Origin of the sequence: Burkholderia sp. BCC1996, from assembly GCF_905339955.1 — a bacterium.
Lineage (GTDB): Bacteria > Pseudomonadota > Gammaproteobacteria > Burkholderiales > Burkholderiaceae > Burkholderia.
Window position 1 is genome coordinate 91,355 of the sequence record NZ_CAJPHM010000019.1, and the last position, 13,752, is coordinate 105,106.

Here is a 13,752-nt window from a genome sequence, read left to right on the forward strand (position 1 = left end):
GTCAGCCGATCGCGCTGGCGCCGCCTGCGGCGCAAACGTGCGACAGCGCGGTGCCGAGCGCCTGCGTCTGGGTGGAGTCGTAGCGGGTGAGCGTCTTCCAGTTCGCGATGCTGCGTGCGAGCCGCGCCTGGCAGTCGGGTGCGTCGCGCAGCGGTGCGACTTGCGCGAGGCCCGTCAGCATCTTTTGCGTGAGCTGGTCGAGCGCCGGCCGCGTGCTGGTCGCGAGGTCGGGCGGCGTGCCTTCCGGCGGCTGCGTCGCGCGCCACTTTGCAAAGAGCGCGTTCTGCACGTCCTTGCTGGCCGCGATCTGATCCTCGAAAAACGTGCGCGCGAACGCCGGATCCACGCCGGACTGTGCGGCGCGCTTCTCCACCGATGCGAGCAGTGCCGCTTCGCGCGGCCGATCCTCGATCGCCTGGTGGTTCGCCCATTTCCATCGTGCGACGGGTTCGGCAAGCGCGAGCCGCTGCGATGCGAGCGCGACGAGATTGGTGAGCGCCGTGTCGTCGCCGTCCGCGCGCGCGACATGCGGTGACGAAAAAAGGGCGACGCCGAGCGCGGCGACAGCGACGCTGGCACGAATGGCTTGTTTCATCGGAACGATCGGGAGAGGGGCGAGCCGGACAGGCCGGAGGTGGAAAACCAGAAGGATAGACGAAGACAGTCGCGCGGCGGAACGACGCGACAGAAGAATCAGCGGACGGGCTGATCCGGCACCGTCAGGCCGTTGCAGCCGGGGTGCGAAGCGATCTGCGCCGAAAACGCAGCGATGAACCGCACGATATCGATCGACACGTGGCGGTTACAGGACGGAACGTAGGTTCACTTCGGCGAGTACAGCTTGTGCTGCTCGTCGAAGAATGCCCGGACGTGCTCGGGCAATTCGGCGAGGAATTCCACGCCGACGGGTTCCGGATCCGGGCTCATCACTTGCTCGGGCGGGGGCATGCGGGTTGGTCTTTCGTCCATGTTCGTTTCTCCAGCGGGTTCAATGATTATCAACCTCGCGCTTGGATTTATGCCAGTGGCGAATCGTTAGATTTTGTCTCTGTTGTATTAACGGCACATGCGCTGCTGCGCGCCGAGCAATGCCGACTATCACACCCTGCACAATCGGCAACAATCGGGCCGCTTGCTATACTTGCGCGCACTTTTTCCTGGACCGCGATGAAACGAACGACGCGATGGATCGGCCTCGTATGGCTGGCGCTGGTACTGAACGTACTGTCGCCCGTCGTCGGCTACGCGCGTCTCGCATCGAGCGGTTCCGGCGGCCTCACGCTCGAGTTGTGCAGTGCGGCAGGCGCTCGCGAGGTCGTCCTCGCGCAGTCCGGCGACGACCGCGGCGCGGCGTCGTTCGATCATGCCGGCGTGCCGCACTGCGTGTACTGTCCCGGCTTCGCGGCGAACGTCGCGCTCGGCACGAGCCTGCCCGCGTTGCCGGGTTTCGTGCGCGCGTTCGCGTACCGGGCGGCCGCGCCGGCCGTTCCCGATGTTCCCCGCACGGGCATCCGTCTCGCGCAGCCGCGCGGTCCGCCTGAAAACGTCCCGATCTGATTGATATCGTTCGCGCGCCCCGGTGGCGCGCGTGCCGCCCGCGGCCCGGTCCGCGCGCCGTGCCGTCTGCGCGCGGCGCGTTGGCTTGCGTGCGGCGGCGTCCGGTCACGTTTTCAGGAATTCATCCATGTCGTTCACCTTCGCCGCGCGGCCCTCGCGCGGCCGGCTCGCGCTTGCCTGCGCGGCCGCTTTTGCCTGGCCGGCCGCGCAGGCGGCCTCGATCGATGGCGCATCCGCCGCGCCAGTGCCCGCCGGCGCCGGCAACCCGGCCGGCCGTGCCGCACCGGTCGCCGCGCTCGCCTCTGCGGGCGACACGCTGAGCGCCGTCAGCGTCACCGCAAGCCGGCAACCCGTCGATCCGGACACGCCGGCCGTCGTCGAGTCGATCACGCGCGAGCAGATCGACGCGCATACCAACGTCACCACCGAGGACGCGCTGAAGTACGCGCCCAACCTGATGGTTCGCAGGCGCTACATCGGCGACCGCAACAGCGTGTTCGCCGGCCGCGACTTCAACGAACTGCAGAGTGCGCGCGGGCTCGTGTACGCCGACGGCCTGCTGCTGTCGAACCTGCTCGGCTCGAGCTATGCGTACCCGCCGCGCTGGTCGCTGATCGCGCCCGACGATATCGCGCGCGTCGACGTGCTGTATGGCCCCTTTTCCGCGCTGTATCCCGGCAACGCGATCGGCTCGACCGTGCTGCTGACGACGCGGCGTCCCGACAAGCTCGAGGGGTCCCTGTCGACGCAGTTCTTCACGCAGCGCTATCACGACGGCTACGGGTTCGCGGACAGCTTCGGCGGCAATCACCAGACCGCTCGGATCGCGAACCGCGTCGGCAAGTTCTGGTTCTCGCTGTCGCTCGACCGGCTGGAGAACGACGGCCAGCCGATGCAATATGCGAGCCCCAACGCCGCCTACAACCCGCGGCTGGGTGCCGCGGTGCCCGTGACGGGCGCGGCCACCGACATCGGCCCCAACGGCAAGCCGCGCACGATCGTCGGTGCGCAGAACATCGAGCGGACCGAGCAACTCAACGAGACGGTCCGGATGGGCTATGCGTTCACGGACCGCGTCGACGCGACGCTGACGCTCGGGCACTGGGAGAACCATTTCCGGCAGCACGGCGAAACCTTCCTGCGCGACGCGGCCGGCAATCCCGTGTACGGCGGCAACGTGTCGCTCGGCGGCCGGAACGTGACCGTCGCGCCGAGCGCGTTCGCGCCGCAGCGCGGCGACCAGGAGAACTGGCTGTACGCGCTCGGGCTGAACGGCCGGCTCGATTCGGGCTGGCGGCTGTCGGGCGTGGTTTCCGCCTACGACGTGTCGCGCGACGTGCTGCGCGCGGCATCGACCGTGCAGGGCGGGGCGGGCACGCTGTTCCAGGGCGACGGCACGGGCTGGCGCACGCTCGACCTGAAGGCCGAGGCGCCGGAAGTGAAGGGGCACACGCTCACGTTCGGCTATCACTACGACAACTACTTCCTGCGCAACGTCACGTACAACACGGCCGACTGGCTGGCGGGGCCGACCACGTCGCTCGCGAGCGTCTACCGGGGCGACACGCGCACGCAGGCGCTGTTCGCGCAGGACGCGTGGCGTTTCGCGCCCGGCTGGCTCGCGACCCTCGGGCTGCGCTACGAGCGCTGGGATGCGTACGGCGGCGCGCTCGGCAACGCGAACGGCACGCTCGGCTACGCGGACCGCGGCGCGAATGCGCTGTCGCCGAAAGTCGCGCTGCAATGGGATGCGACGGACGTCTGGCGTTTCCGGCTGTCGTTCGCGACCGGCACCCGCTTCCCGACGGTCGGCGAGCTGTTCCAGGGCACGATCTCGAACAACGCGATCGTCAACAACAACCCGAACCTGCGGCCGGAAAAGGCGATCGACTGGGACTTCACGGCCGAGCGCGACGTGGGCGTCGGCGTCGTGCGTGCGAGCGTGTTCCAGAGCGACCTGCGCGATTCGATCTACAGCCAGACGACGGTGTCGGGCGCGTCGACCGTCACCAACATCTCGAACGTCGATCGCGTGCGCGTGCGCGGCGTCGAACTCGCATTCGGCGGCCAGAACGTCGGGCTGCGTGGGCTCGACATCGACGCGAACGTGTCGGCGAGCAACGCGCAGATCCTGGCCGACACCGCGAATCCCGCGTACGTCGGCTCGCGCTTTCCGCGCATCCCGCGCATGCGCGCGAACCTGCTCGCGTCGTACCGCTTCGACGAGCACTGGCTCGCGAGCGTCGGCGTCCGCTACTCGGGCCGCCAGTTCAACACGCTCGACAACAGCGACGTGAATCCGGACGTGTACGGCGGCACGAGCATCTTCACGGTCGTCGACCTGAAGGCGCGTTACCGGTTCGATCGTCACTGGACTGCGTCGGTCGGCATCGACAACCTGACGGACCGCCGCTACTACGTGTTCCATCCGTATCCGGGCCGCACTTTCTTTGGAGAACTGAAATGGTCGCTGTGAAATCGCTCGCGGCAGGCTGCGCGCTGTGGCTCGCGGCGCTGTCGCCTGCCGGCGCGCACGACGCGCCGAAAGCCGCCGATCCGCATGCGGCGCACATGAGCATGCAGGCCGCACCGGCGCAACAGAAGCAGCCGCTCGCGACCGGCGCCGCGTTCGACGCGCGGCACCGGCTGTGGGTCGCATGGGTCGAAGGCGCGCACGTCGTCGTCGCGCACTCGGACGATGCGGGCCGCACGCTGTCCGCGCCCGTGACCGTCAACGCGATGCCCGAGCCGATCTACACGAGCGCGGAGAATCGCCCGAAGATTGCGACGAGCCCGGACGGTCGCGCGGTGTACGTATCGTGGTCGATGCCGCTGGATGCGCCGTACACCGGCATGGTGCGCTTCGCGCGTTCGCTCGACGGCGGCGCGACCTGGAGCGTGCCGGTCACCGTGCATCGCGACCGGCAGGCGATCACGCACCGCTTCGACATGATGGCGGTCGATCCGGCCGGCAACATCGCGATCGCGTGGATCGACAAGCGCGATCTCGTCGCGGCGAAGGCGGCGGGGCAGGCGTACGAAGGGGCGGCCGTCTACTACGCGGTGTCGCGCGACGGCGGTGCGTCGTTCGAGCCCGAGCGCAAGGTGACGGATCACACGTGCGAATGCTGCCGCATCGCGATGGCGATCGATCCGGCCGGGCACATCGAAGCCGTGTGGCGCAACGTGTTCCCGGGGCAGATCCGCGACCATGCGCTCGCGGTGTTGCCTGTTTCGGCATCGGAATCCGTCGTGCCGGTGCGTGCGACGTTCTCGAACTGGCATGTCGAGGCTTGCCCCGAGCACGGGCCGGCGCTCGCGATCACGCCGGACGGCACGCGCCATCTTGCGTGGTTCGGCGTCGTCGACGGCCGCGCCGACGTGTTCTATTCGCGCATCGGCGCTGATGGCCGGCCGAGCGGCACGCCGTGGGCGTTCGGCGCGAATCCGGCGGTGCCGGCCGAGCAGGCATCGCATGCGGCGCTCGTCGTGCGCGGCGAGGTCGTCTGGCTCGCATGGAAGGCGTTCGACGGCGACACGATGCAGATCAAGCTGCGCCGCTCGGACGATCGCGGCGAGCACTGGTCGGCGCCGCGCGTGATCGCGTCGACGTCGGGCGCGAGCGACAACCCGCAACTGCTCGACGATGCGGGCCGCATCTACCTGTCGTGGCGTACGCGTAACGACGGTTACCGGCTGATTGCCGTGGAGGGGGCGCAATGAAACGGCTGATCGTGTTGATGGGCGCCGTGTTCGCAAGCCTGCCGGGATGGGCTGGCGGACTGCAGCCGCTGCGCGCGGCCGAGGTCGCGAAGGTGTACGCGACGGCGCACGAACGGCCGCTCGCAGTCGAGATCTGGTCGCTCGATTGTGGCTACTGCCGCGAGAACGCCGCGCATCTGGTCGCGTGGCAGCGCCGCCATCCGGACGTGCAGCTCGCGATGGTCTCGATGGACGCGTACGACGACAACGGTGCGGCAATCGCACAGGCGCTCGCGCAAATGAACCTGCCGCCGCAGGTCGCGCAGTATGCGAACGCCGAGCCGATGCCCGAGCGTCTGCGGGCGGCGCTCGATGCGGGATGGCGGGGAGAAATGCCGCGTACCGTGTGGGTTGGCCGCGACGGCGCACGCAATGCGCGCAGCGGCTTGCTGACGACCGACGTGCTCGACGGCTGGTTGCAGCGCGGCAAGCGCCGCTGAAACGGACGGCGGCGCGGGGGATGCCCCGCGCGCCGCTTCGATGCGACAAACGAAGGCGCGCTCGAAGGCGCGCGAGAAGATCGTCAGGCCGCGCGCCTGAACAGCCGGATCACGAACAGCAGGATCACGGCGCCGATGACCGCGACGATCACCGAGCCGATGAAGCCGCTGCCGAGGGTGATGCCGAGCAGCCCGGCCAGCCAGCCGCCGATCACCGCGCCGACGATACCGACGATGATGTCGACGATCAGGCCGAACCCGCCGCCCTTGACGAGCACGCCCGCCAGCCAGCCGGCGATCGCGCCGATGATGAGCCACATAATCAAGCCATGAGTCATGGTGATCCTCTCCTTGTGTTGAGTCGAAATGACCGGACGTCGGCTGTTTCGCCGCAACCTGCATGAAGGCGGCATGCGACCCGCCGCGCCGCCCACGCAATGTAACGCGATAGACGGGTCGGAATCGTTAAGTAATGTTATGCACCCTTAACGGGTTTTTCCAGAGGATTCGTCTGTCATTCGAAATGAATCTGTAAGGATGGGCCGCGCGATGGTGCGTCATGCGTCATCGTCCGTGCGTCGGCGCCGGTGTGCCCGTGTCGGGCAGGCCGTCGCCGGCGTCGGCAATCAGGCGGTTGACGGTTGCCGTATCGCCGATCGCCTCGATCGCCAGCAACGCGAAGCGGGCAAGAAAGAGCGCCGCATCGGCTTCGCCGATGCCGGTCATCGTGCGGCACAGGTCGGTGTAGAGGATGTCGCGTTCGGTATCGGTGATCATGTGTTCTCCTGAATGTTGACCGACGTGCGCGGGTGCAGCGCGCGTTCGAGTGCGGCGGTCACGTCGGCGGCGCGTGCATCGTGCCAGCGGCCGAGCACGTGTCCGTCCGGACGTACGAGATAGAGGGTGCCGTCGCGCGCGCCGTACAGGTCGAACAGCCGGCCGTCGGCATCGTAGCCGCCGCATCCCGGCTGTTGCGGTGCCGCGTGCCGTGCAAGCGTGACCAGCGTGAACGGTATGCCGGCGTCGTGCAGGTGTCGTTCGAGCTCGGCGAACGACGGATCGGGCGCACCGTCACGCATGAAGCGGAACGCAGTGAAACGCGGACCGACGAGATCCGTCAGGTGGCCGCGACGCATGCCTTCGTCGGTGCCGATGTCGCCCGACGCGTGCAGCATCAGCGGACATTCCGCGAGTACCATGCCGGGCGACGGCCCGGCCGAAAACGCATCGCGCTCGTCCGCATTGAGCGGTGACGCCGTGTAGGCGATGGCCGACGTCTGGCGCGGATTGATCAGCGAACGCAACGCCGGATGCCGGACCGCGAGCGTCAGCACGGCCTTGCGCATCAGGTCGAACGCGAACGACGGCGGCGCCATGAACTCGGTGCTCTTGGTGCCGTAGCGCAGGTTCTCGTGCGTCGCGAACACGCGCTCGTCCGAATAGCTGTCGAGCAGCGCGTCCGACGCGAGGCCGCGAATCACGTACGCGAGTTTCCACGCGACGTTGTCGGCGTCGTCGATGCCCGAGTTCGCGCCACGCACGCCGAAGATCGGCACGAGGTGGGCGGCATCGCCGCAGAACAGCACGCGGCCGTGCCGATAGCGTTCGAGCGTCAGCGCGTTCGCCTTGTAGATCGTGATCCAGATCGGCGACCAGTCGCCGCGCTCGCCCATCATGTCGAGCAGGCTCTGCACGCGCGGGATCACGTTCTCGGGTTTCACGGCCGCTTCGGGATCCTCATCGTCGCGCAGTTGATAGTCGATCCGCCATACGTTGTCCGGCTGCTTGTGGACGAGTACCGTCGAGCCGGGGTTCGACGCCGGGTCGAAGTACGCGAGCCGCTCGGTCGGCCGGTCGCTGTCGAGCGCGATGTCGACGATCACGTAGCGGCCTTCATAGCTTGTGCCCTGCAGCGACAGCCCGAGCGCATCGCGTATCGTGCTGCGCCCACCGTCGCTCGCGACGACCCAGTCGGCATCGAGTGCATAGCGGCCGAGCGGCGTATCGACGTCGAGGCGCGCGCCGGCCGGGTGCTGCGTGACGCCCGCGACTTTCGTCTGCCAGCGGATCTCGATGAGCTCAGGGCGGCGCAGCGCGGCATCGAGCAGGAACTGCTCGATGTGATACTGCGCGAGGTTCAGCATCGGCGGCAGCTTCTGATTCTCGTCCTGCGGCATCGTGAAATGCAGCACTTCGTCGTGACGATGGAAACTGCGTCCGCCGCTCCACGGCAGTCCGACGCGCATGAAGCTGTCGAGCGCGCCGAGCCGCTCGATGATCTCGAGGCTGCGTCGCGAGATGCAGATCGCGCGGCTGCCGTGACAGACCGAATCATCGGCTTCGAGCAGCACGCTGCGGATGCCGTGATTGGCGAGGCCGAGTGCGACAGCGAGGCCCACCGGGCCGCCGCCGACGATCGCGACGCGGTGCCGCTGCGTATCGACACCGGCGCTGCAGATCGGCAGGTGCGGGGGATGACGCACGGCGACGAACGGGTAGGGTTTGAATTCGATGCCCATCGTTGGCTTCCAGGTTGCGCTGATCGAACGCGCACGCTCGGCGACGCGATGCGTGCGGCAGGTTGGATGCAGTATGGAAGCCGCGCCGGACACCGCTGTCCCCATTCCGGGTACGGCGAACGGCTGGCGGCGGGCCGGGATTTACCCCGACGCGTTCAGGATCGGCAGGCGACGTTCAGGGTTGCAGGCACAGCGCGAACAGCTGGCGCTGGCTCGAGATGCCGAGGCGCCGGTACGCGCGCTTCTGATAGGTGACGACACTCGAAGCCTTCACGCCGATCGTCTCGCCGATCTCCTGCGCGGTCTGGCCTTCGAGCACGCCGCGCAGCACGTCGAGCTCGCGCTTGGACAGTGTCGGGCATGCGCCGCGCAGCCGCGCGAGCATCTGTTGCGGGATGCCGATCTGCGCCGAGCCCGCGAGCGCATAGTGATGCTGCGCGGCCTGCGCGATCAGCGGTGCGAGCGTTTCGATGGCCGTGATCTCGCGCGGCTGGAACGTGCCGCTGCGGTGCGCGCGATACAGATTGATCGACAGCCAGGTCGCGTCGTTCGGCTGCATCAGCAACGCGAGGCGATCGGAGACGTCGGGGCCGCGGTAGCAGGCCGTGCGATACGCGTCGTGGCCGATCTCGTCGCCGGCCTGCTGATGCAGCAGCACGTCGCGGCGCTGCGTGCGGCGACCGGCGGCCGAGACGATCTGCTGGTTGCCGTCGAGCGCATAGAAATGGCGCGCGTAGGTGTCGGCAACGTCGCGCAGGTAGCCGCCGCCGCGATGATCGGCGACCGAGACGGTGCGCGGCCGGTTGCCGAACTCGTACGCGAAGATCGTGCACTGCGTGATGGCCAGCGCATCGTCGAACAGCTTCAGGATTTCCGCGGCGAACGCGTTCGGCTCGCTGCCGCCGATCGCGGCGACGAGACCGGTCGCACGGGACACGTCCAGTTGTCCGCTGAGGTTCGGTCGCTCGAGACGCCAGGTGCGCATGATGCTGGGGAGGGGCCGGTGGTCCGGCGATTGTAATCGGCGGCGCGCGGTGCGGGAGTCGGGGGATGCCCGCAAGCGGAAATGGCGGAGAGGGTGGCGCACGACTTCGCGTATCGGAAATCGTGGCCGGGATCGGAATTGCGGCCGGAAAAGAGAAAAGGCCTGACAAGCGATGCTTGTCAGGCCTTTATATCTTGGTGCCGGAGATAGGAGTCGAACCTACGACCTTCGCATTACGAATGCGCTGCTCTACCAACTGAGCTACACCGGCAGCAGAGAAATGAAATTATATGGTCAAATCCGAGATCTTGGCAATAGGTTTTGCGAAATTTTTTTCAGCTTGCTGCTGCTGCTTCGCGAAACCCTCGATCCGGCGGACTTCCCGCTTTCACTTCACTGCGATGCAGCCTGTCAGGGCCACATCGCGAAGGCGCGATTGTACTGACGTCTCGCACCTCCGTCTAGTGCTGCACTGCAAATTTATTTGCCTTCGTTGTGATAGCCGGTCACCCGCTCGACTTCGTTCTTCGAACCGAGGAACACCGGCACGCGCTGGTGCAGGCCGGTCGGCTGCACTTCCATGATGCGCTGCGTGCCCGTCGTCGCGGCGCCGCCCGCCTGTTCGACGATGAACGACATCGGGTTCGCTTCGTACATCAGGCGCAGCTTGCCCGGACGATCGGGCGTGCGCTTGTCGGCCGGGTACATGAAGATGCCGCCGCGGTTCAGGATCCGGTGCACGTCGGCCACCATCGACGCGATCCAGCGCATGTTGAAGTTGTCGCCGCGCGGGCCTTCCTTGCCGGCGTTCAGTTCGTTGACGTAGCGCTGGACCGGTTCGTACCAGTGGCGTGCGTTCGATGCGTTGATCGCGTATTCGCGCGTATCGGCCGGGATCTGCATGTTGCTTTGCGTGAGCACCCACGAGCCGACTTCGCGGTCGAGCGTGAAGCAGTTCACGCCGTTGCCGGTCGTCAGCACGAACACGGTTTGCGGGCCGTACACCGCGTAGCCGGCCGCGACCTGCTCCGTGCCCGGCTGCAGGAACGATTCCTCGGTGGCCAGCTTGCCGTCCGGGCAGCGCAGTACCGAGAAGATCGTGCCGATCGACACGTTCACGTCGATGTTCGACGAGCCGTCGAGCGGGTCGAACACGAGCAGGTATTCGCCGCGCGGGTAGTTCGCCGGGATCGGGAAGAACGTTTCCATTTCCTCCGATGCCATCGCGGCGAGGTTGCCGCCCCATTCGTTCGCGTCGAGCAGGATCTCGTTCGACAGGATGTCGAGCTTCTTCTGCACTTCGCCCTGGACGTTCTCGCTGCCGGCGGTGCCGAGTGCATCGCCGAGCGCGCCCTTCGACACGTTGTAGCTGATCGCCTTGCACGCGCGGGCGACGACTTCGATCAGCAGGCGGAGGTCGGCGGGGAGGTTGTTGGTCTCACGCTGCTGCTCGATCAGGAACTTGGACAGCGTGGTGCGGCGGGCAATGGACATGACAGACTCCGAGAGGCCAAAGAATCCTTGAATTGCCGCAATTTTACCCGGCGCGCCTCCCGAGCCGCCGCCTTTTTTCGTCCGGTTACATGGTCGGCCGCGCGGTTCGGCCGGGCTCCGGCGTGCACGGCGCGGCGGATCGGCCGGGCAGCGGCGGTAAAACCGGGGGGCCGAACGCGCGGTCCGGCGCCCGGCCGCCAACCTTCAGACGACAAAAAAGCCGGCGCCGCAACGGGGCGGCACCGGCTTCGTCGCGCTCGCGCGCGCGGCGAGTCGCGTGCGTGACGTTACGCGAGCGCCTTCTCGACGATCTCGCGCACGTCGCGCGATTTGGCACCGGCCGCGACCTGCTCGAGCGCTTCGCGCATCCGGTCGCGCAGCGCCGGCGTAAAGCGGCGCCACAGTTCGAGCGAGCGGGCGAGGCGCGCGGCGACCTGCGGGTTGATCGCGTCGAGCGCGAGCACCTGTTCGGCCCAGAACGCGTAGCCCGAGCCGTCCGCCGCGTGGAATTGCGCCGGGTTCGCCGCGCAGAAGCTGAAGATCAGCGCGCGCGCGCGGTTCGGGTTCTTCAGGTTGAACGCGGGGTGGGCCATCAGCGTGCGGACCTTCGCGAGCGTCGGCTGGGCCGGCGTGCCGCGCTGCGCGGCCTGCATCGCGAACCACTTGTCGATCACGAGCGCTTCCTTTTCGAAGCGGCGGTAGAAGTCGTCGAGCGCGCGCGCGGCCGCGTCGTTCGCACCGGCCGCCGCGGCGGACAGCAGTGCGCCGAGCGCGGCGGCGCGATCGGTCATGTTGTTCGCCGCGTCGTACTGCGCGGTCGCGATGCGCACGGCGTCGGCCGGATCCTCGAGTTCGGCGAGATACGCGAGCGCGAGGTTCTTCAGCGCGCGGCGGCCGGAGGCTTCAGGCGTCGGCTCGTACGCGCCCGGCGTCTGGTGCTGCTCGTACGCGGCGAGCCACTCGGCGTGCAGCGCGGTCGCGAGCTGGCGGCGTACGAATTGGCGCGCGCGATGCACGGCGGCCGGATCGGCTTCCGCCATCTGGTCGGCCAGATAGGTTTCCGACGGCAGCGTCAGTGCGAGCTCGCGGAACGCGGGCGACAGGTTTTCATCGGTCAGCACGCGGCGGAACGCGGCGACGAAATTCGCGCCGAGCGTGAGCGGTTCGTTCGCGGCGGCACGCGCGGCGAGCGTCAGCAGCGCGCGTGTCGCGAGGCGCTGGCCGGCTTCCCAGCGGTTGAACGGGTCGCTGTCGTGCGCGAGCAGGAACGCGAGGTCGTCGTCGCCGTAGTCGTATTCGACGATCACCGGCGCGGAGAAATTGCGCAGCAGCGACGGCAGCGGCTCCGCCGGAACGTCGACGAACGTGAAGGTCTGCTCGGTGTCGGTGAAGTCGAGCACGCGCGTCGTGCCCGATGCGGCGGCTTCGCCGTCGAGGCGCAACGGCAGGTCGCGGCCGTCACGGCCGATCAGGCCGATCGCGAACGGAATCAGCAGCGGCCCTTGCTGCGTCTCGCGCGCGGCCGGCGACGCGTCGCCGTAGCCCTGCGCGAGCGTGACCGTGTAGCGGCGTGCAGCCGCGTCGTACGCGGTGCGCACCGACACGCGCGGCGTGCCGGCCTGGCTGTACCAGCGCTCGAATTGCGCGAGGTCGCGCCCGTTCGCGTCGGCCATCGCGTGACGGAAGTCGTCGCACGTCACCGCTTGACCGTCGTGGCGCTGGAAGTACAGGTCCATCCCCTTGCGGAAGCCGTCGCGGCCGAACAGCGTCTGGTACATCCGCACGACTTCCGAGCCTTTCTCGTAGACGGTCATCGTGTAGAAGTTGTTGATCTCGACGTAGCTTTCCGGACGCACCGGATGCGCCATCGGGCCCGCATCCTCGGCGAACTGCAGCTGGCGCAGCACGCGCACGTCCTCGATGCGCTTGACCGCGCGGGCCGCCGACTCGACGTCGTCGCCCGCGGCCATGTCGGCCGAGAACTCCTGGTCGCGGAACACGGTCAGCCCTTCCTTCAGGCTCAGCTGGAACCAGTCGCGGCAGGTCACGCGGTTGCCGGTCCAGTTGTGGAAGTACTCGTGGCCGACCACCGATTCGATGTTCGCGAAGTCGGTGTCGGTCGCGGTCTCGGGGTTCGCCAGCACGTACTTCGTATTGAAGATGTTGAGCCCCTTGTTTTCCATCGCGCCCATGTTGAAGTCGCCGACCGCGACGATCATGAAGCGGTCGAGATCGAGCTCGAGGCCGAAGCGCTTTTCATCCCAGCGGATCGAATGGATCAGCGAATCCATCGCGTGACGGGTCTTGTCGAGATCGGCCGGTTCGACCCACACCTGCAGCAGCTTTTCCTTGCCGGAGCCGGACGTGATCTTCTCCTCGATCGCGACGAGCTTGCCCGCGACCAGCGCGAACAGGTAGCTCGGCTTGCGGAACGGGTCCTCCCATTTCGCGAAGTGGCGGCCGTCGGCCAGCTCGCCCGAGTCGACGAGATTGCCGTTCGACAGCAGCACCGGGTACGCGGTCTTGTCGGCGCGCAGCGTGACGGTGTACGACGCCATCACGTCGGGACGGTCGAGGAAGTAGGTGATGCGGCGAAAGCCTTCGGCCTCGCACTGCGTGAAGAAGTTGCCGCTCGATACGTACAGGCCGGACAGCGTCGTGTTCTGGTCCGGCGCGCACGCGCTGTCGAGCGTAAGCTCGAACGCATCGGGCACGTTTTCGACGGTCAGCCCGTGGTCGTGCGCGCGCACCGGACCATACGGCGCGCCGTCGAGCCGTGCGCCGAGGAATTCGAGCGCTTCGCCCATCAGCTCCAGATGCGGAGTGGGCGCCGCGTCCGGATTGCGGCGCACGCGCATCGTGTTCCTGACGATCGTGCGGGCCGGCGCGAGATCGAATTCGAGTGCGACGGAATCGATGAGGAAGGCCGGCGGCGTGTAGTCGGCGCGGCGGATCACGGTGGAGGAGGCGTTGTCGGACATGGTCGTCGAGATCG

Annotated in this window: 12 protein-coding genes and 1 tRNA gene; 4 read left to right on the forward strand and 9 right to left on the reverse strand. The window is 67.6% G+C overall.

Going from position 1 to position 13,752, the window contains the following annotated elements; genetic code table 11:
* Nucleotide 1: 1 nt before the first annotated feature.
* Together U4Z64_RS25805 and U4Z64_RS25810 are read right to left on the reverse strand one after the other, a co-directional pair.
* Entirely contained in the window at nt 2-595 is a 594-nt protein-coding gene (locus U4Z64_RS25805; protein ID WP_044848539.1) for a chorismate mutase, read from the reverse strand.
* Between the two features lie 227 nt (nt 596-822).
* A complete protein-coding gene (locus U4Z64_RS25810; RefSeq protein ID WP_009690993.1) occupies nt 823-969 on the reverse strand; it encodes a hypothetical protein in 147 nt (48 codons plus the stop codon).
* A gap of 198 nt (nt 970-1,167) precedes the next feature.
* Between U4Z64_RS25810 and U4Z64_RS25815 the strand changes: the two genes are divergently transcribed.
* From U4Z64_RS25815 to U4Z64_RS25830, 4 genes are all read left to right on the forward strand, one after another.
* Nucleotides 1,168-1,557: a DUF2946 domain-containing protein gene (locus tag U4Z64_RS25815; protein ID WP_044848540.1), complete on the forward strand. Its 390-nt coding sequence runs from the start codon at nt 1,168-1,170 to the stop codon at nt 1,555-1,557.
* A 127-nt stretch (nt 1,558-1,684) separates the two neighbouring features.
* Nucleotides 1,685-4,033: a TonB-dependent receptor gene (locus U4Z64_RS25820; RefSeq protein ID WP_321821461.1), complete on the forward strand. Its 2,349-nt coding sequence runs from the start codon at nt 1,685-1,687 to the stop codon at nt 4,031-4,033.
* Complete coding sequence (locus tag U4Z64_RS25825; RefSeq protein ID WP_124522108.1) at nt 4,021-5,280, forward strand: sialidase family protein; 1,260 nt, start codon at nt 4,021-4,023, stop codon at nt 5,278-5,280. Before U4Z64_RS25820 ends, U4Z64_RS25825 begins: the two co-directional genes overlap by 13 nt.
* Nucleotides 5,277-5,759 (forward strand): TlpA family protein disulfide reductase, encoded by a 483-nt coding sequence (locus tag U4Z64_RS25830; RefSeq protein WP_321821462.1) that lies wholly within the window; start codon nt 5,277-5,279, stop codon nt 5,757-5,759. The genes U4Z64_RS25825 and U4Z64_RS25830 overlap by 4 nt, the downstream gene beginning before the upstream one ends.
* A gap of 83 nt (nt 5,760-5,842) precedes the next feature.
* On the opposite strand, the gene U4Z64_RS25835 is transcribed toward U4Z64_RS25830, so the two are convergent.
* The 7 genes from U4Z64_RS25835 to pepN form a co-directional block, all read right to left on the reverse strand.
* Nucleotides 5,843-6,097, reverse strand: a complete 255-nt coding sequence (locus tag U4Z64_RS25835) for a GlsB/YeaQ/YmgE family stress response membrane protein (protein WP_044848544.1) — start codon at nt 6,095-6,097, stop codon at nt 5,843-5,845.
* A gap of 226 nt (nt 6,098-6,323) precedes the next feature.
* Nucleotides 6,324-6,536: a hypothetical protein gene (locus U4Z64_RS25840; RefSeq protein WP_044848545.1), complete on the reverse strand. Its 213-nt coding sequence runs from the start codon at nt 6,534-6,536 to the stop codon at nt 6,324-6,326.
* Nucleotides 6,533-8,278 (reverse strand): FAD-dependent oxidoreductase, encoded by a 1,746-nt coding sequence (locus U4Z64_RS25845; protein ID WP_321821463.1) that lies wholly within the window; start codon nt 8,276-8,278, stop codon nt 6,533-6,535. Before U4Z64_RS25845 ends, U4Z64_RS25840 begins: the two co-directional genes overlap by 4 nt.
* A 175-nt stretch (nt 8,279-8,453) precedes the next feature.
* Entirely contained in the window at nt 8,454-9,263 is an 810-nt protein-coding gene (locus U4Z64_RS25850) for a helix-turn-helix transcriptional regulator (RefSeq protein WP_321821464.1), read from the reverse strand.
* Nucleotides 9,264-9,458: 195 nt separating this feature from the next.
* Nucleotides 9,459-9,534 (reverse strand) — tRNA-Thr (locus U4Z64_RS25855).
* 209 nt (nt 9,535-9,743) lie between these two features.
* Complete coding sequence (locus U4Z64_RS25860; RefSeq protein ID WP_124892481.1) at nt 9,744-10,757, reverse strand: class 1 fructose-bisphosphatase; 1,014 nt, start codon at nt 10,755-10,757, stop codon at nt 9,744-9,746.
* Nucleotides 10,758-11,044: 287 nt separating this feature from the next.
* Nucleotides 11,045-13,738 carry an aminopeptidase N gene (pepN, locus tag U4Z64_RS25865; RefSeq protein WP_321821465.1) on the reverse strand — a complete coding sequence of 898 codons (2,694 nt, stop codon included), beginning with the start codon at nt 13,736-13,738 and terminating at the stop codon, nt 11,045-11,047.
* Nucleotides 13,739-13,752 lie beyond the last annotated feature (14 nt).